Raw genomic sequence first — 18,284 nt, 5'->3', positions numbered from 1 at the left:
GCGCGGCGGCGCCGGCGCCAGCGACCAGCGGCAGCAGGGGCGGATACTGGCTCAGGCCGAACAGGGCCAGGCAGATGATGGCCAGCAAGTCCGACACGCGCTCGCTGAGCAGCGCCGCCAGGCTGTGCGCATGCGGCACGCCCAGACGCGCCAGCAGCACGCCGCGCAGCGCTTCGCCCGCCTTGCCCGGCGTCACCGTCAAGGCGAAGCCGGCCAGGTAGATGCGCAGGCTGGCGCGCCACGGCACGGCGTGGCCCATGGCGCCCAGGTAGCGCTGCCAGCGGCAGAAGCGCAGGCCATAATTGAGCAGCGACAGGGCCAGCATCAGCGCCGCCCCGCCCGCGCCCACGCGCGCGGCGGCGCTGCCCAGCGCGGGCAGGCCGCCCCACAGCGAAAAGGCCAGGTAGCCGGCGGCGGCCATGGCGATGGAAAGCAGGAAGGCGCGGTAGCGCCATCCCGACAGCAGGGCGCCGCTCATGGCAGCACCCCGATGGTGACGGCCAGCCAGCCTGCCACGGTCAGCAGGAGGTGGCGGTCCGTCAGCAGGTCGTGCGCGGTATCGTTGCCCTGCGCCCGCAGGTGCAACAGAAACAGGTAGCGAAAGATGCCGTACACCACGAACGGCACCGTGTAGATCAGGTTGGCCGTGCCGTGCGTGGCGATGGTGTCGCGGCTGACCGTGTACAGGCTGTAGCTGAGCACGGTGCAGGCGGCGCTGACGGCGATGAACTGGCCCAGCATGACGCCGCTGTAGTCGTCCAGCACGCGCCGCGCGCAGGCGCCGCCCGGCGCGGCGCGGGGGCCGTGCACCGTCGCCAGCTGCATCAGTTCCGCATGCCGCTTGGCGAAGCCGAGGAACAGGGTCACCATCAGGCCGCACAGCAGCAGCCATTGCGACGGCGCGATGCCGATGCCCACGGTGCCGGCCAGGATGCGCAGCATGAAGCCGGCCGAGATGACGAAGACGTCGAGTATCACCACGTGCTTCAGGTACAGCGAATAGGCCACGTTCAGGGCCAGATAGGTCAGCAGCAGCAACGGCACGGCCAGGCCGACGGCCGAGCCCAGGGCCAGCGCGGCAACCGCCAGCAGCACGCAGGCGCACCACGCCACGGGCACGCTGACTTCGCCGCTGGCGATGGGACGCCGGCATTTCTGCGGGTGCTGGCGGTCCGCTTCGACGTCCAGCAGGTCGTTGAGCACGTAGACGGCGCTGGCCATGGCGCAGAAGGCCAGGAAGGCCAGCGCCGCGTGCGTGGCCGTGGCGGCATCGCGCTGCGTGGCAAAGAGCAGCCCCAGCAGCACGAAGCCGTTCTTGATGTACTGGTGCGGCCGCAGCAGCCGGATCAGCGCGCGCATGGGGCGCTCCCGGTGGCGGAGGAAAAGAATGCTTGCATGACGACTCCAGTGGCTAGCAAAAGGCCGGGGCGGGCGCGCCGCCCCGGGGGTGGGCGGCTACAGCTGGAACAGGTAGCTGAACTTGACGAACACCTTGCGGCCCGTGTGCATGTCGAGGTCGCGCGTGCGCTGCAGCAGCTGCGGATTGCCGATCAGCTGCAGGTTTTCCTGGCGGTCCGTGTAGCCCGCGTACGCCGTCGTGCCGGGACTGAGCACGTAGCTGAACAGCAGGTCGCCCGTCAGGCGCTTGCCGCCCTCGATGCCCGTCAGCGCCCGGTTGGTCTTCAGGTGGCTGTAGTCGAGGATCAGATGGGCGGCCATGAAGCGGCTGTGCTGGTAGCGCAGCTTGGTACGCGACAGCAGCTCGCGGTAGACCATGCTGCCCGGCGCCAGGCCCGCCACGCCCGCCTGCGTGCGCAAGTCGTTCCAGTACAGGGTCTGCTCGACGCGGAACTGCGCCACGGGCGTGAACTTCAGGTTGGCCGAGACGCTGCGCGCGTCGCCGAGGAAGGGCGCCAGGCCCGGCGCCGGCTGGTAGTTGATGACGTCGTTCTGGCCCACGGTGACCCAGCCCGTCAGCCAGCTCAGCCATTCAGTGCTGGCCGCCAGCGAGTAGCCGGACTTGCGGAAGTCCAGGCCCGCGTACTTTTCAAAGCCGTCCAGCTTGTGCGCCTCGAAGGTGGTGGCGCGCAAGCCGTTGACGCTGAAAAACGCGTCGCTGGACCAGTCCTGCAGCGTGTTGTCGTGGTCCTTGGTGCCCACGGCCTTGATGCTGGGGCCGGCGCTGACGAGCCATGGCGCGTCCGGGAAGTTCCACAGGTAGGACGCCGTCTGCGTCGTCTGGCGGATGTCCGTGCGGGGAATGAAGGCCAGCGCGGGATCGAAGTCGCGCGTGATGTCCAGGTACTGGCCCGCATAGTTGAAGTTGCGGTCCGAGCGGCTGGCCTCGACGAAGGCCAGGCGGCCGCTGTGGTCGGGCAAGCCGTCCATGCTGGACTTGCTGTGCGCCAGCTGGCTGCTCAATACCCAGTTTTCGTCGATCTTGTAGCGCAGGTCGACGCCGGCCACGCGGTTGCTCTGCTGGCCGAACTTGCGGTCCGTCAGCAGCACGCCCACGTTGGAATCGCCGTCGAAATCGTTTTGCACGCGGGCCACGGCGATGCGCGCCGCCTTGCCGAAGTCGCGGCTGTCGCGCGGCAGGGCTTCGCCCGGCGCCACGTCGTCCATCAGCAGGCCGCCCACGGACCAGTGGCCTTCGCGGCCCGTCAGGCGCGCACCGTAGCGCGGCTCGGCGATGCGGCGCGAAAAGAACAGGGGCTGCGGCGTGGTGAAGAAGCCCGAGTTTTCCAGGAAGAACGGGCGTTTTTCCGGGAACAGCACTTCGTAGCGCTTGTCGATCAGCACCTGCGGTTCGTCCGACTCGACTTCGCTGAAATCGGGCTTGTAGGTCAGGTCGAGGGCGAACTTGTCGGCCAGCACCAGCTTGGCGTCGAGGCCGGCCTGGTTCTTGTCGTCGCGGTCCCAGAAGGTGTTGGCCGGGTCGCTGCCGTTCAGGGCGCGGCTGCGGCCGATATAGCCGTAGGGAATCAGCTGGATGTTGCGCCCGGACGTGATCGGCTCCGGGATCTGCACGGGCGCCAGCTGCGGCACGAAGGCGGCCTGGCGCTTGGTGATGTAGGGCCAGTAGGAAAACTCGTTCAGGCGCGGCACGATGCGGCCCACGGCGATACCCCAGTTCTGCACGTCGGCGCGGTTGAAGCGCAGGCTCTTGAACGGGATGGCCATGGTGACGACGTAGCCGGTGGGCGTGATCTTGCCGTCCGACTGCCATTGCGTGTCGAAATTGAAATCGTCGCCCAGGCCTTCCGTGTGTTTGGCATCCATCTGCACGCCGTACGGGTTGGCGTAGAAGCGGAACGAGCGCTGCTTGTCGTTGAAGGAGTCGATTTCCAGCTGCACCGCGTCGTCGCCGGGCAAGTCCTCGCGGCGGGCGATGCGCGCGCGCACCAGGGCCGGGTCGTCCGTGCAGACGAAGACGGCGTACAGGTGCTCGTCGTCGTACGACAGGTAAGCCTTGGTCTCCAGCAGCGACGGCTCGCCGTCGCCGGGCGCGTACTGGCGGAAACCCTTGATTTCCACGCCGGCGCCGGCCGGTACCTTGCCGATGTAGTCGGCCAGCACGGGCGCATGCGCGGCGCGGGGAATCTGCAGGCGCTCGTCGGCCAGGGCGGGAGCGGAAAAGGCCAGCATCAGGCACAGGGCGGTGCGGCGCAGCGGGGTCAGGATAGCTTGTTTCATCGTGGTTTTTCTTTCTGAATGGGGGTCAGGCGGCCGCGGGCGACGTGGACGCAGTGGTGTTGGCGCTGTCTTGGGCGGCGGGGCGGCGCAGCACGGGCCACAGCCAGAAGGCCAGGGCCAGCAGCTGGCTGGCGGTGGAGACGGCCAGCAGCAGGGGCAGGTGCTGCGGCTGCACCAGGCCGATCGGCATGACGATGGCAAAGGCCAGCCACAGCACGCCGAAGATGGCGATGCGCAGGGCGCCGCGCGCCTGGCCCGCGGCCAGCAGGCACCACAGCCACAGGGCGGGGAACAGGGCGTAGTCGTCCGGCACGAAGGGGCTGCGCACGGCGGCCAGGCCCAGCAATCCCAGCCAGACGGCGGCCAGTTCCAGGCGCGAATATGCGCTGGCGCGGCGCGCCGCCAGCCAGGCCAGCATCACCACCACCACGCTCCACAGCAGGGCCACGGCAGCCAGGTGGCGGTATTCCAGGCCGTCGGCGCCGAACAGCCTGAGCTTGAGCACCAACGCCGGCACGGAGTAATTGATGGCGACCACCGCTTCCAGGCCTTCGAGCTGCATCCAGGTCCACACTTCGCCGCTGGCGATGCGCGGCATTTCATAGGCGACGAAATCGCGGAAGGGCTGGGCGCCCAGCATGGCGTACGCCACCGCCGCGTACAGCAGCGAGAAGGCGACGCTCCACGCCAGCGCGCGCCAGCGCTTGCAGAACAGCAGGTAGGCGCACAGCACGCCGGGGAAGATCTTGAACAGGGCCAGCGCCATCACGGCGCCGCCCGCTTCGTCGCGTCCCCGCTGGAACAGCAGCATGGCCAGCAGGGCCAGGGCGATGGCGGCCAGCTGGAAGTTCCCCGTCTGCATGGTGATCAGGGTGGGCAGGGCCAGCCAGGCGGCCGGCAGCAGCAGGGCGGCGCGGCGGCCCGCGGCGCCGCCGATCCAGGCGCAGACGGCCAGCATGATGGCCATCACCAGGGCCGCGTCGACGGCGAACCAGGCGGCGCGCATGGCCACGAAGCCCGCGCCCAGGGACGCCGCCAGCTGCGGCAGGATCAGGAACGGCGGCGGATACAGGTATTCGTCGAGCTTGAAGCGTCCCTCGTTGCCCGCGTAATGGGCGCCGTCGTAGATGTTCGCGGCGCCGGCGCTGGCCAGTTCGGACGCCTTCCAGTACGAGGAAAAGCAGCTGTGGTTGACGTAGAAGGGGTCGTACCAGATGGCCGACAGCTGCGGCTGCTGCGGGTCGGCCATGAATAGGGCGACGCCGGCGATGCGGGCCACGGCCAGCGCGGCCAGCGCCAGCCACAGCAGGCTGAGCACGGGATGGGCGCGCAGCAGGCCGTCCAGCTCGCGCGGCAGATGGCGGGCCAGCAGCGGGCTCAGTCCCAGTGCGATGGCCAGCGGCAGCAGCGCCAGCGGCGACGGCGCCGCTTGCAGGGCAGTGGCGGCGACGGCCGCGCAGATGCCGAAGAAGGCGCACAGCAGCAGCGCCACGGCCAGGCGCTCCCACGCGCGGCCTTGTACATGTACAGGATGCATCAGTTACCTCCAATCAGGGTCAGGGACAGGACGACGGCGGCGATGCCCAGCACGGCCAGGGCCAGCGCGCCCGAGGCGTGCAGGACGCGCTCCTGGCGCCGCGCCCTTTGCAGCGCGTCGCCGTAGGGCATGGTGGTGTGGGCGATCATGGTGTACAGGGGCAGCCAGCCGCGCGGCCAGGCGCGGTTGAGCAGCAGGTCGAGCTTCTTGCGGGCGACGAACCACGGCGACTGCACTTTTTGCCGCAGTTCCGTGAAGTTGCTTTTTGATAATTGCGCCAACGCATCCGTGTGCCGCCGCCGCGCCAGCTCGTAGCTGGCAAACGCGCTGGCCGTGTCGCCTTGCGCCGCAGCGAGCGCGTTCATTAACGTGCAGCAATCCTCGAACGCGGAATTCATGCCCTGGCCATAGAAGGGGTACACGGCGTGGCAGGCGTCGCCCACCAGCACGGCCCAGTCGCCGAAGCGCCACGGCGCCGTGCGCGTGGTGATCAAGGTGCCTGTGGGGTGGCGCGACCACTGTTCCAGCAGGCCCGGCAGCAAGGGCAGCAGGTCGGGGAAATACTTGGCGAACAGCGCCGTCACGTCGTCCTCGCTGCGCACGCTGGCGAAGCTGTCCTCGCCCTCGAAGGGCAGGAACAGGGTCAGGGTGTGCGAGCCGTCCTGGTTCGGATGCGAGACGAACAGGCAGTGGCTGCGCGGCCACACGTGCAGGGCCGTCAGTTCGATGGCCGAGCTGCCGTCCGCGCGCGGCGCCAGGGTCAGCTCCTTGTAGCCCCATTCCAGGTATTCCTGCTGGTAGTCGGCGCGCATGCCGTGCTGCAATTCGCGGCGCATGCTGGAAAAGGCGCCGTCGGCGCCCACCACCCAGGCCGGATGGGCCGTGATGCGGCGCCCGCCCGGCGTTTCCAGCTCCAGTTCGCGCTGCGCCTTGTCGGCGCGCAGCAAACGGTGCTCGAAATGCAGTTTCACCTGCGGATGCTGCTCGGCCTGGTCCAGCAGCAGGTGGTTGAGCAGGTTGCGGTCGATTGAATGCAGCACTTCGCTGTCATCCTTGCCGTACGCCTGGTAGCGCGTGCTGCCGTCCGGCGCGTGGATGACCCTGCCGCGCATGACGACGGCGTGGGCCAGCACCTGGTCCAGCAGCCCCACCATCTGCAAGGCTTGCATGCCCCGCTTGGACAGGCCCAGGTTGATCGAGCGGCCCGCCGCGCCATCCTGGCGGCGCGGGTCGGCGCGGCGTTCGTAGACGTCCACGCCGTGGCCTTGCCGCGCCAGCGCCAGGGCCAGCAGGGAGCCGGCCAGGCCGCCGCCGACGATGGCGATGCGCTCGCTACGGGCGCCGTGGGCGGGATGGGCGGCGCTCATGCCGTCTCTCCCGCGCCTGCGGCATCGGGCTGGCCCTGGCCTGCCTGCCACTGTTCGATCTCGGCGGCCACGACGCCGTCGAGCGCCTGCTCGAAGCGCGACCAGCCCAGGCTGCCCGCCAGGCGGAACAGGTAGGCGCGCAGGTAGGCGGCCCGCACGGGCGCCGCGTAGGCCGCACGCAGCAGGAAGGGCAGGTCCGAATCGACCATGTGGCGCATGGCCAGCATGGGGATGGGGCTGCGCAGGGGGCGGAACTGCGCGTTGCGCAGGCCGGGACTTTCGTTACTGGCGTGGAATTCACCGAGCATCAGGCCCTTTTCCACGAAATCCTTCTTCAGCAGCTGCTGCACTTCGTCGACGACGCCCGCGCCCTCGGCGCCCAGGTTGGGGAAGATCACGAGGAAGGCCTTGTTGATGGCGTCCGGGCCGCTCGTCGGTTCGGTGGCGAGGAAGAGGTCGCGGTAATACAGGATCACGCGCGAGATGCTGTCGAGCGTCGGTTCGCGCTCGGCGATCTCGGCCATCCAGATGCTGTCCTGCTCCAGCGCCACGGGGACGAAGGGGCAGACGGCGCCCTTGCGGCCCAGTTCCGGGTGGCTGCGGGCGAGGAAGGCGCGCATCCATTCCAGCACGCTGGCCAGCGCGGAGTGGCTGGGGTAGTCGCGCGCCACCTGGGAAACGCGCATCAGCCCGTATCCGGGGCCGTGCGCGGCGGCTTGCTTGTCGTGATGGGCGACCGGGCACTTTGTGGGCGCCGGTGCCGTGTGCAGCATGTCTGTGTCAGTCATCTTGCTTGCTCCAGTGGGTCGATGTTGTTATCGATGTGCTACTGCATTGCGTTTTTGAAGAAAAAGCGTCCCCACAACGCTGCCGGGCAGCGCTTTTTCATTCACCTTGGTACTACCGAGAAAAAATCAGGCGGGCTGGGCGTCCCCTTCGGCCGCCGGGGGCGGCTGGGTCCAGGCGTCGGGCAGCTCGTCGGCGCGGCGCAGGGCGGGGATGCTGTAGGCCAGCATGGCGACCAGGCTCATCGCCAGGCCCAGGACGATGAACATCAGGCCCATGCCGCGTCCCGCGCCCGTGCCGATCAGCTGGCCGATGGAGCCGGCCAGCGCGCCGCCCGGCATCAGCAGGGGTTCGAAGACGTGCTCGGCCAGGGGGCCCGCCAGGCAGTAGCCGACGGGCATGGCCGCTTCCGACAGCACGCGCTGGATGGCGAAGCAGCGCCCCTGCAGGCCGGGTGGCACCTTGCTTTGCCACAGCGAATCGTTCGACGCGCTGATCACGGGCAAGGTGAGGAAGAAGACGAAACCGGCCGCCGTCACCAGCACGAACGACGGCGCCAGGCCATGCGCGGCCAGGGCCAGGCCCGCCAGCAGGGAAAAGCCCAGCACGCCGTTGATGCGCTTCTTCATGCCGCCCGAGGCCGCCATCAGCACGCCGCCCAGCAGCAGGCCCGCGCCGCCGATGGACATCTGCACGCCCAGCAGGGCCGGATCGGCCATCGACAGCACCAGCGGCGTGATGGTGATGGCGGCGATGCCGAACAGGAAATTGCAGGTGCCAAACACCAGCAGCAGGCCGAACAGGCTGTTGCGCTCGCGCACATAGCGCCAGCCCGTCGCCGCCTCGCGCCACAGGCTCTGTCCTGCGCCGTCCTGGTTGCGCGGCGGGCGGGGGATGCGCGCAGCCAGCATGGCGATGAAGGCGGCGACGAAGGACAGGGCGTCGATCAGCAGCACGCCGGGCAGGCTGATCAGGCTCACCAGCACGCCGGCCAGCAGGGGGCCGGCCACCTGGGCGATGGCGCCGCCCGTCTGCACCAGGCCGTTGACGCGGCTCAGCTGGCCGTGCGGCACCAGCAGGGGGATGCTCGACGCATAGGCGGGGCCGTGGAAGGCGTTGGCCAGCGCCGTGGCGCCCACGCACAGGTAGATGTGCCAGATGGCCAGCTGGCTGTGCATCAGCAGCGCCGCCAGCACCAGCTGGGCGCTGGCTGAGACGAGGTCGCAGCACAGCATGATGCGGCGCCGGTCCCAGCGGTCGACGAGGGCGCCCGCGAACGGCGCGATCAGCAGGGCCGGCACGGCCATGGCGACGAAGATCAGCGCAAACTGGGTGGTCGACCCCGTCGTGCGCAAGACCCAGATGCCCAGCGCAAAGCTGGACAGGCGCGAGCCGATGCCCGACGTCATCTGGCCGAACCAGATCAGCAAAAAGTCGCGCAAGCCCGCATAGCGGCGAGTGGACGTGTTCATGCGCAGGCCCTTTCCTGTGGCGTGGCGCCGGCAAGGGGCAGGTAGCCCTGGCCGCGCATGTAGGCGAGATAGGTGGCGAACAGGGCGCCGTCTGCCGGCGGGCACACCTGGCCCAGGGCGGCGGCCATGCGCTCCGTGGCGCCGCAGTCGAAGCCCGGCTCGCGCGCGTCGGCCTGCTCGGGGAACAGGGCGGCGAAGCTGGCCAGCGCGTTGTCCTCGCCGCCGGCCACCGCCCGCTGCAGGGCCGCGCGCCAGGCGGCGTAGTCGCACAGCCGCACCGGGTGGCCGGCCGTGCGCAAGCCATCGACGAGGGCGCCGGTGGACAGGCGGGCGGGATTGAGGAAGTGCCAGGTGCCGCCGGCGCCGTCGTCGGCCAGCACGCGGCCGGCGATGACGGCGCTGACGTAATCGACGGGTGCCATGTCGTAGCTGGCGCCGGCGATGTCGGGCACGAGGCCCAGCTGCGCGCAGCCCTTGATCCAGCTGCTGAAGTAGTCGCCCAGGTTGGCGCTGCCGCTGCCGCTGTCGCCCGTGATGCGGGCCGGCCGGTACAGCGCCACGGGCACGCCGCGGGCGCGCGCCGCCAGGGCCAGCTGTTCCGCCACCCACTTGCTCTGGTTGTAGCCTCCCTGCTGGCTGTGCGCCGTGGGCGGCGCGTCGCTTTCGCGCACGCTGGCGCCAAGGTAGTCCGCGCTGACATATACGCCCAGGGTCGAGACCATGTGCACGGCCTTCAGCGCGCCCGTGGTGGCCAGGCGCAGCACCTCCAGCGTGCCGCCCACGTTGGCGGGCGCCAGGCTGGCATACGGCGCGAGGAAATTGACTTGCCCGCCGTTGTGCACGATGGCGTCGGCGTCGCCGGCCACGGTGGCATAGCCATCGTCCGTCAAGCCCAGGCGCGGCGCGGCCAGGTCGCCCGGCAGCGGCGTGAGGCGCGCCGCGTAGCGTTCCTGCCACAGGCCGTAGTGCTGCAGGTTGGCGCGCAGCCGCCGCGCGCCGTCGGCGGCATCGTCGGCGCGCACCAGGCACAGCAGCTGCGCCGCGCTGGCGTCGAGCAGGTCGCGCAGCAGCCACGCACCGAGGAAGCCCGTGGCGCCCGTGACGAGGATGGCGCGCGGCGGCCCGGCGCGGCGCGGCGCCGCGCGCGCCGCATCGATGTCGGGCGGCAGCACGGCTTGCGCCGCCAGGTCCAGCACGGGCGCGGCGACGCCGGCCAGCAGGTCGTCCACGACGCGCGACAGGGCGGCGATGCTGGGCGCGGAAAACACGGCCGTCAGCGGCACGTCGACGCCGAAGGCGCGCGCCAGCTGGAATACCAGCGGCAAAGTCAGCAGGGAATCGCCGCCCGCGCTGAAGAATTCATCTTCCGTGCTCAGGCCTTCGCGGCCCAGCAGTTCCTGCCACACGGCCAGCATGCGCTGTTCCGTGCCGGTTGCCGGCGCGATGATGCTGCGCGCTTCCAGCTCGTGCAGCGCCTGCGCGGGGGCGGGCAGGGCGCGCCGGTCGATCTTGCCGTTGCCCGTCAGGGGCAGCGCCTGCAGGCGCTCGAAGATGGCCGGCAGCATGGCGTCGGGCAGGCGCGCCGCCAGTTCCGCGCGCAGGGCGGCGCCCGTTACGCCGGGGCCGACAAAATACGCCACCAGGCGCTTGTCGCCGGGCGCCACTTCCAGCACCGTGGCGACGGCCGCCTGCACGCCGTCGCAGGCCAGCAGCGCGCTTTCCACTTCGCCCAGCTCGATGCGCACGCCGCGCAGCTTGACCTGGTGGTCGCGCCGGCCGAGGAATTGCAGGCTGCCGTCGCTGTTCCAGCGGGCCAGGTCGCCGCTGCGGTACAGGCGCGCCCCTGCATGCGGGCTGTGGGGATCGGCGACGAAGCGCTCGGCCGTCAGCTCGGGCGCATGGCGGTAGCCGGCCGCCACGCCGGCGCCGCCGATGGCCAGCTCGCCGGCCACGCCGCGCGGCGCCAGCTGCAAATGGCGGTCCAGCACATAGGCGCGCACGCCGGGCAGGGGCTGGCCGATGGGCAGGTCGCTGCCTTCCAGGCCGGCGCCATCCACGGTGGAAAACGCGGTGGCGCAGACGGTGGCTTCGGTGGGGCCGTAATGGTTGACCAGGCGCACGCGCTTGCCCGTCAGGCGGGCAAAGCGGCGAACCTGCTCCACGGGCACGGCTTCGCCGCCGAACATCATCAGGCGCAGGCCGGGCAGCACGCTGCCCGTGGCGCTGGCGGCGCCATCGAAGGCGTCCGTCCAGCGGCGCCACAGGGCGGCCGGCGCGTCGATGGCCGTGACGGCGTGGCGCGCGCAATACGCTGCCAGCTCCGCCGCGCCCAGCTGGTTCGGCGCGGCGTGCAGCACCAGGGTGGCACCCAAGGCCAGCGCGGGGAAGATGTCGCCCACAGAGGCGTCGAATTGCAGCGGCGGGATCATCAGCACGCGCTGGCCGGCCAGGTCGTGGACTTGAGTAAAAGCGTGCAGCAGGTGCAGCACATTGGCCTGGCTGACGCCCACGCCTTTCGGCGTGCCCGTGGAGCCGGACGTGTAGATCAGGTAGGCGGGCGTGCTGCCGTCGATGGCGGGGGCGGTGAACGCGGCGCCGTCCGCCGGCGCATCGGTGGCCAGCACGGGCAGCTGCCCGGCAATGGCCAGCGCCTGCGCCTGTGCGGCCGGCGGCGCGACGATGGCGATGGCGCCGGCGTCGTCCAGCATGAAGCGCAGGCGCGCCGCAGGCAGGGCGGGATCGAGCGGCACGTAGGCGGCGCCCGTGGCGACGATGGCGAGCAGCCCCACGAGGGCATCGGCCGAGCGGTCCGCCAGCAGCGCCACGTGGCGGCCCGGCCCCGCGCCCGCCGCCTGCAGGCGCGCGGCCAGCGCGGTGGCCGCCGCGTGCAGCTGCGCATAGCTCAGTTCAACGCCGTCATCCACGATGGCCGCGGCCTGCGGCGTGAGCGCGGCCTGGCGCGCCAGCAGCGCATGCAGGCCGCCGTCGGGCAAGTCCTGCGCGCCCGCATGCGCGCCGCCATCGCCCAGGGCCAGCAACTGCGCCCGCTGCGCGGCCGGCAGCAAGTCCAGGCGCGACACCCGTGTGGCGGGCGCCTGCACGATGGATGCCAGCAGCTGCGTGAACTGTTCCGCCATGCGGGCGATGGTGGCTGCTTCGAACAGGGCCACGCTGTAGTCGATGACACCGGACAGCGCGCCATCGAGCTCCATCATCGACAGGGTGATCTCGAAGCGGGCCGCCTTGAACGGCGGCTCGAACGGGCCGGGACGCAGGCCGTGCCAGGCCGCCTGCGCTTCCTCGGGGCTGGCGCTGGCGGCGGGCGCCTGCAGCACGAACATGGTCTGGAACAGGGTGCCGCGGCCCGGCACGCGCTCGATGCGCAAGCCGTCGACGATGCGCTCCAGCGGCGCTTCCGCATGCGCCAGGGCATCGAGGAAGTGCTGGCGGTTGCGCGCCAGCAGGGCGGTAAAGGCCGGATCGTCGGACAGGTCCGCGCGCAGGGCCAGGGTATTGACGAACAGGCCGATCAGCGGTTCGGACTCCGGCGCGCCGCGGTTGGCCACCGGGGTGCCGACGACCACGTCGTCCTGGCTGGCCAGGCGCGCCAGCAGCACCTGGAAGGCCGACAGCAGGGCCATGAAGAGGGTCGCGCCCTCGGCCTGCGCCAGGGCCTTGACGGCGTGCGACAAGGCGGGCGGCACCGCGAAGGCGTGGCGTTCGCCGGCGGGCGACAGGCTGGGGCTGCGCGGCGCGTCGGCCGGCAGTTCCAGCAAGCCGCTGCTGCCGGCCAGCGCCTGGTGCCAGAAGGCCACCTGGCGCGCCAGCGCGGCCTGGCGCGGCGGCGACGCTTGCCAGCGCACGATGTCGGGAAAGGCCAGCGGCAGCGGCGGCAGGACGTCCAGCGGCGACGGTGTGCCCGAGGCGTGGGCGCGGTACAGCGCTTGCAGTTCGCCATACAGCACGTTGATCGACCAGGCGTCGGCGATGATATGGTGCAGCACCACCACCAGCGCGTATTCCTGCGGCGCCAGGGTCACCAGGCTGGCGCGCAGCAGCGGCGGGCGGGCCAGGTCGAACGGGCGCTGCGTCTCGGCGCCCGCGTAGTCCAGCGCGGCGGCGTGGGCAGCGGCGAAGTCCAGGTGCGACAGGTCCAGGCGCTGCACGGTGAAGGGCGCGTGCGGCGCCACCGTCTGCAGCGGCTGGCCGCCTTCCTCGCCAAAACCCGTGCGCAGCGCCGCGTGGCGCGCGACGATGGCGGCAAATGTCGCTTCCAGCGCGGCGGCATCGAGCGCGCCGCTCAGGCGGCAGTGCTGGTACAGGTGATAGGCGCCCGTGCCCGGCTGCAGGCGCTCGAAGAACCACATGCGCTGCTGCGCCGGCGACTGGGGCAGCGGTGTGCCGTCGGCCAGCGGCGGCAGGGCGCGCACGGCGTCCGCCAGGGACACTTGCGGCGCGGCGCCTGCGGCCAGGCGCTGGCGCAGCAGGGCCAGCTGCTGCGGCGTCAGGCGCGCCAGGCGCGGGTCGTCGTGGAGGAGGGATATGCTCATGTGTTTTCCAGTGCGCCGCCCAGCAGCGCTTCGATGTTGTCGTCCGAAAGGCCTTCCAGCTGGTCCAGCATGCTGGCCAGGTCGCCCGCATCCACGCTGTCGAGGCGGTTGCGCATCAGCGCCGCGCCGAAGGCCGCCACGGTGGGCGCCTCGAACAGCAGGCGCAGACTGAGTTCGCCGCCGAAGGCCTTTTGCGCGCGCATCACCAGCTGCGTGGCCAGCAGCGAGTGGCCGCCCAGCTTGAAGAAGTTGTCCTCGATGCCCACGCGTTCGAGGCCCAGCACTTCCTGCCACAGGCCGCACAGGAGTTCCTCGTCGCCGTTGCGCGGCGCGACATAGCTGTGGCCGGGCGCCGCCTCGATGTCGGGCACGGGCAGGGCATTGCGGTCGACCTTGCCGTTCGGCGTCATCGGCAGGTGCTCGAGCATGACGTACGCCGAGGGCAGCATGTAGTCCGGCAGTTGCGGCGCGATGGCGTCGCGCAGGGCCGCCGCCTGCAGCACCTGGCCCGGCTGCGACAGCAGATAGGCCACCAGGCGCTTGTCGCCGGGACGGTCTTCGCGGCAGATGACGACGGCCTGGCGCACGCCCGCCTGGTCGCCCAGCACGGCTTCGATCTCGCCCAGCTCGATGCGGTAGCCGCGCAGCTTGACCTGGTTGTCGATGCGGCCCAGCACTTCCATGTTGCCGTCGCGGCTCCAGCGCGCCAGGTCGCCCGTGCGGTACAGGCGCGCGCCCGGCTCCGGCGAATGGGGGTCGGCGAGGAATTTTTCCGCCGTCAGTTCGGGGCGCGCATGGTAGCCCTGCGCCACGCCGGCGCCGCCGATCAGCAGTTCGCCCGGGATGCCGGGCGGCAGCGGCTGCAGGAAGGCGTCCGCCACGTACAGGCGCGTATTGGCGATGGGACGGCCGATGGCGATGGGCGCGCCGTCCGCCTCGATTCTTTCCACGCTCGACCAGATCGTCGTCTCCGTGGGGCCGTACATATTCCACAGGGTGCCGCCGCCGGCCAGCAGGCGGTCGGCCAGTTCGCGGCTCAGCGCCTCGCCGCCGCACAGCATGGCCATGCCTGGACGGCTTTGCCAGCCCGCGTCGAGCAGCATGCGCCAGGTGGCGGGCGTCGCCTGCAGCATGCTGGCCTGCGAGCTGTCGAGCAGGCGCGCCAGCTCCATGCCGTCGGCCGCCGTGGCCGGGTCGGCGATCTCGATGCGCGCCCCCACCGTCAGCGGCAGCAGCAGTTCCAGCACGGCGATGTCGAACGACAGGGTGGTGACGGCGCACAGGCGGTCGGCGGCCGTGATGCCGGGCCGCTCCTTCATGGACAGCAGGAAGTTGACGACGGCGCCGTGCGGCAGGCGCACGCCCTTGGGCCGGCCCGTCGAGCCGGACGTATAGATGACGTAGGCCGTCTCGCCCGCCGCCACGCGCGCGGGCGGCGCCACTTCGTTCAGGCGCGCCTCTTCCAGCAGCACCAGGGCCGGGCCGCTGGCCGGCAGCAGCGGCGCCAGCGCGCGCTGCGTGACGACGAAGCGGGTCTGCGCATCGTCGAGCATGAAGGCGATGCGCTCGGCCGGGTAGATGGGGTCGAGCGGCACGTAGGCGGCGCCCGCCTTGAGGATGCCCAGCAGCGCCACCAGCATGTCGGGCGAGCGCTTGACGAACAGGCCCACCAGCTCACCCGGCTGCACGCCGCGCGCCAGCAGATGGCGCGCCAGCGCATCGGCGCGCTGGTCCAGTTCCGCATAGCTGAGTTCGCGTCCCAGGTGCGACAGGGCGATGGCTTGCGGCGTGCGCGCCGCCTGCGCCTCGAACAACGCATGCGCCGTCAGGGCGCCGCTGGCCGGCAGGGCGCGCGCCGTGTCGTTCCAGTCGTGCAGCACGCTGCGCCGCTCGGCGGGCGTCAGCAGCTCCAGTTCCGACAGGCGGCGGTCCGGATCGCCCAGCGCGCTTTGCAGCAACTGCTGCAGGTGGCCCGCCATGGCGGCGATGGTGGCCGCGTCGAACAGGTCGGTCGCGTACTCGATGTACATGGCCAGGCCATGGTTTTCCTCGCTGGCGAACAGGGTCAGGTCGACGCGCGAGGTGCCCGACGAGATGACGCCAGGCTCGATCGGCGACAGCACCAGCCCGTGCAGGCGGATTTCCTCGGACGGGAAGTTCTGGAAGAACAGCATTACCTGGAACAGGGGCGAGTGGCTCAGCGAACGGTCGATCTTCAGCACGTCGAGCAGGCGTTCGACGGGCATGTCCTGGTGCGCATACGCGCCCAGGGTGCCATCCTTGACGCGCGCCAGCAGCTCGCGGAAGGTGGGGTCGCCCGTCAGGTCCGTGCGCAGCGCCAGGGTATTGGCGAAAAAGCCCACCAGCGCCTCGAGTTCCTGGCGCGGCCGATTCGCCACGCCCATGCCGATGACGAGGTCGAGCTGGCCCGTGTAGCGCGCCAGCAGCGCCTTGAAGGCAGCGGCAAACACCATGAACGGCGTCGCGCCTTCCTGGCGGCTCAGGCGTTTCAGGCCGTCATACAGGGTCGGGTCGAGGCGGTGCACGGAGGCCGCGCCGCGCCGGCTTTGCTGCGCCGGGCGCGGGCGGTCGCCCGGCAGCTCCAGCACGGGCGGGTGGCTCACGAGGCGCTGCTGCCAGTAGGCGAACTGCTTGCGCATGGTCTCGCCCTCGTCGTCGAGCAGGGCATTCTGCCACAGCGTGTAGTCGGCGTACTGCAGAGGCACTTCGGCCAGCGGCGACGGCAGTCCCGCGCAATAGGCGTCGTACAGCTGGCACAGTTCCGTGTAGATGATGGTGTAGGACCAGCCGTCGAGCGCGATGTGGTGGCCGTTCAGCACGAACAGGTGCTGCTCCTCGTCCAGGCTGATGAGCACGGCGCGCAGCAGCGGCCCTGTGCTGAAGTTGAACGGCGTGCCCGCTTCCTGCTGCGCCAGCGCGGCCGCTTCCTCGCGCCGTTGCGCGGCCGGCACATGCTCCAGGCTGACGCGGCGCAGCGGCACGGGCGCCGGCGGCAGGATGCGCTGCTGCGGTCCCACGTCGTCGGTGACGATGGCCGTGCGCAGCACTTCATGGCGGCGCACGATTTCATCGAGGCTGCGCTGCAGGATGGCGCAGTCGGGCCGCCCGCGCATCCACATGGCCGACGGCACGTTGTAGGTGGCCGAATTCGGGTCCATCTGTTCCAGGAACCACAGGCGGTTCTGCGCATGCGAGACGGGGATGCGCGCGGGCCGGGGCTGGCGCGTGATTTCCCGGCGGGCGGCGGGCGCCGCCTGCTTGCTCAGCTGCTGCATCAGCAGCGCGCGTTTTTCCGGCGACAGGCCGGCCAGGCGTTGGTTCAAATCAGTCATGTCATCATCCCAGGATAGGCGAGTCGCCGACGGGCGCGGGCGCGTGCTGCAATTGCGCGCTGGCCTGTTCGTCGCTCAGGTTGTCAAGTTGTTTCAAGAGTTCGTCGAGCGCGTCCGCATGCTGGCTGGCCAGCTGCAGGGCGATGGCGTCGGCCATCTGCGCCAGCCGCGGCGCGTCGAACACGGCGCGCAGCGGGAAATCGATGGCGTAGTGCTGGCCGATGCGCGCCACCAGCCGCGTCGCCAGCAGCGAGTTGCCGCCGACGTCGAAAAAGCTGTCGCCGGGTCCCACGCTGGCCAGGCGCAGCAGGGGGCGCCACAGCTGCGCCAGGGTTTCCTGCTCGGCCGACAGGGGCGCCGCCGGCGTGTCCACGGCCGCGTCGGCCGGGTCGGGCAAGGCATGGCGGTCCACCTTGCCGTTGGCGTTCAGCGGCCAGCGCGGCAGCACGACGAAGGCCGCTGGCAGCATGTAGGCGGGCAGCTGGGCGCGCAGCGCTTCGCGCGCGGCCGCCACGTCGAAGCCGTCGGCGGCCGTCAGGTAGGCCACCAGGCGCTTGTCGCCGGGGCTGTCCTCGCGCGCCAGCACCAGCGCTTCGCGCACGCCGGCGCAGGCGGCCAGGCGCGTCTCGATCTCGCCCGGCTCGATGCGGTAGCCGCGGATCTTCACCTGGAAGTCGTTGCGGCCGGCAAACTCGATGCTGCCGTCGGCGCGCCACTTGCCCAGGTCGCCGCTGCGGTACAGGCGCGCGCCAGGCTGTTGCGAGAACGGGTCGGCGATGAAGCGCTCGGCGCTGTGCTGCGGCAGGTTCAGGTAGCCGCGCGCCACGCCGTCGCCGCCGATGTGGATCTCGCCGGGCACCCCCACGGGCACGGGCTGGCCCAGGGGATCGAGCAGGTAAACCTGCGTGTTGCCGATGGGCCGGCCGATGGGAATGGCCCGCGCCTCGTGCGGCGCGCCCGTCACGGCATGGGTGGTGGCGAACGTCGTCGTCTCGGTGGGGCCGTAGCCATTGAGCAGATGGCGCGGCGGGCGCGCCTTGCCCATCACCCGCGCCACCACCTGCGGATCGAGCACGTCGCCGCCCGCCAGCAGCCAGCGCAGGCCGGCGAACGCCTCTTCCAGCGCGTCCGCATATTCATGGAACAGGCCAGCCGTCAGCCACAGGGCCGTCACGCCGCCGTCGGCCAGCGCGCGGTTGAAGCGCGCCGGGTCGAGCAGCGTATCCTGGTCGAACACCAGCACCGAGGCGCCGTTCAGCAGCGGCGCCCACAGCTCCCAGGTGGCCGCGTCGAAGGCGGGGTTGGCGCAGTGGGCCACGCGGTCGCTGTGCTCCAGCGGGGCGAAGCCGCTGTCGACGGCCAGGCGCATGATGTTGCGGTGCTCGACCATCACGCCTTTCGGCATGCCCGTCGAACCCGAGGTGTACATGACGTAGGCCAGCGACCGCGCGTCGATGCCGGCGACGGCGGGATCGGTATCGGGCAGGCTGTCGGACGGCGCCGCACCCGGCTCGGCCAGCAGC

At 70.9% G+C, this 18,284-nt stretch carries 10 protein-coding genes; all 10 read right to left on the bottom strand.

Annotated elements, in window-relative coordinates; genetic code table 11:
* Positions 1-478, bottom strand: a 478-nt coding sequence (locus AC07VL_RS22285; RefSeq protein WP_494807783.1) for a lysylphosphatidylglycerol synthase domain-containing protein, incomplete at its 3' end; no start/stop codon positions are given.
* On the bottom strand, positions 475-1,359 hold the full coding sequence (locus AC07VL_RS22280) for a decaprenyl-phosphate phosphoribosyltransferase (RefSeq protein WP_494807782.1): 885 nt from the start codon (positions 1,357-1,359) through the stop codon (positions 475-477). The genes AC07VL_RS22280 and AC07VL_RS22285, both read right to left, overlap by 4 nt.
* A 96-nt stretch (positions 1,360-1,455) precedes the next feature.
* A complete protein-coding gene (locus tag AC07VL_RS22275; RefSeq protein ID WP_494807781.1) occupies positions 1,456-3,696 on the bottom strand; it encodes a carbohydrate binding family 9 domain-containing protein in 2,241 nt (746 codons plus the stop codon).
* Between the two features lie 25 nt (positions 3,697-3,721).
* Positions 3,722-5,233, bottom strand: coding sequence for a glycosyltransferase family 87 protein (locus AC07VL_RS22270; RefSeq protein ID WP_494807780.1), 1,512 nt, complete (start codon positions 5,231-5,233; stop codon positions 3,722-3,724).
* Complete coding sequence (locus AC07VL_RS22265) at positions 5,233-6,600, bottom strand: FAD-dependent oxidoreductase (protein WP_494807779.1); 1,368 nt, start codon at positions 6,598-6,600, stop codon at positions 5,233-5,235. The genes AC07VL_RS22270 and AC07VL_RS22265 overlap by 1 nt, the downstream gene beginning before the upstream one ends.
* Positions 6,597-7,388 carry a DUF6875 domain-containing protein gene (locus AC07VL_RS22260; RefSeq protein WP_494807778.1) on the bottom strand — a complete coding sequence of 264 codons (792 nt, stop codon included), beginning with the start codon at positions 7,386-7,388 and terminating at the stop codon, positions 6,597-6,599. Before AC07VL_RS22260 ends, AC07VL_RS22265 begins: the two co-directional genes overlap by 4 nt.
* A 126-nt stretch (positions 7,389-7,514) precedes the next feature.
* A complete protein-coding gene (locus AC07VL_RS22255) occupies positions 7,515-8,858 on the bottom strand; it encodes an MFS transporter (RefSeq protein ID WP_494807777.1) in 1,344 nt (447 codons plus the stop codon).
* A complete protein-coding gene (locus tag AC07VL_RS22250; RefSeq protein WP_494807776.1) occupies positions 8,855-13,408 on the bottom strand; it encodes a non-ribosomal peptide synthetase in 4,554 nt (1,517 codons plus the stop codon). The genes AC07VL_RS22255 and AC07VL_RS22250 overlap by 4 nt, the downstream gene beginning before the upstream one ends.
* A complete protein-coding gene (locus tag AC07VL_RS22245; protein WP_494807775.1) occupies positions 13,405-16,761 on the bottom strand; it encodes a non-ribosomal peptide synthetase in 3,357 nt (1,118 codons plus the stop codon). The genes AC07VL_RS22250 and AC07VL_RS22245 overlap by 4 nt, the downstream gene beginning before the upstream one ends.
* A gap of 4 nt (positions 16,762-16,765) precedes the next feature.
* Positions 16,766-18,284: non-ribosomal peptide synthetase (locus AC07VL_RS22240; protein WP_494807774.1), on the bottom strand; the 1,519-nt coding region annotated here is incomplete at its 5' end.

Source organism: Janthinobacterium sp. GW821-FHT03C08 (assembly GCF_059420905.1).
Note: the sequence above shows the minus strand (reverse complement) of the source record. Positions and strands in the feature narration are given on the sequence as shown.

Excerpts from the sequence above, each read along its gene's own strand:
- AC07VL_RS22250 (WP_494807776.1), bottom strand. The coding sequence starts at position 13,408 with ATGAGCATATCCCTCCTCCACGACGACCCGCGCCTGGCGCGCCTGACG.
- AC07VL_RS22270 (WP_494807780.1), bottom strand. The coding sequence starts at position 5,233 with ATGCATCCTGTACATGTACAAGGCCGCGCGTGGGAGCGCCTGGCCGTG.
- AC07VL_RS22265 (WP_494807779.1), bottom strand. The coding sequence starts at position 6,600 with ATGAGCGCCGCCCATCCCGCCCACGGCGCCCGTAGCGAGCGCATCGCC.
- AC07VL_RS22260 (WP_494807778.1), bottom strand. The coding sequence starts at position 7,388 with ATGACTGACACAGACATGCTGCACACGGCACCGGCGCCCACAAAGTGC.
- AC07VL_RS22280 (WP_494807782.1), bottom strand. The coding sequence starts at position 1,359 with ATGCGCGCGCTGATCCGGCTGCTGCGGCCGCACCAGTACATCAAGAAC.
- AC07VL_RS22275 (WP_494807781.1), bottom strand. The coding sequence starts at position 3,696 with ATGAAACAAGCTATCCTGACCCCGCTGCGCCGCACCGCCCTGTGCCTG.
- AC07VL_RS22245 (WP_494807775.1), bottom strand. The coding sequence starts at position 16,761 with ATGACTGATTTGAACCAACGCCTGGCCGGCCTGTCGCCGGAAAAACGC.
- AC07VL_RS22255 (WP_494807777.1), bottom strand. The coding sequence starts at position 8,858 with ATGAACACGTCCACTCGCCGCTATGCGGGCTTGCGCGACTTTTTGCTG.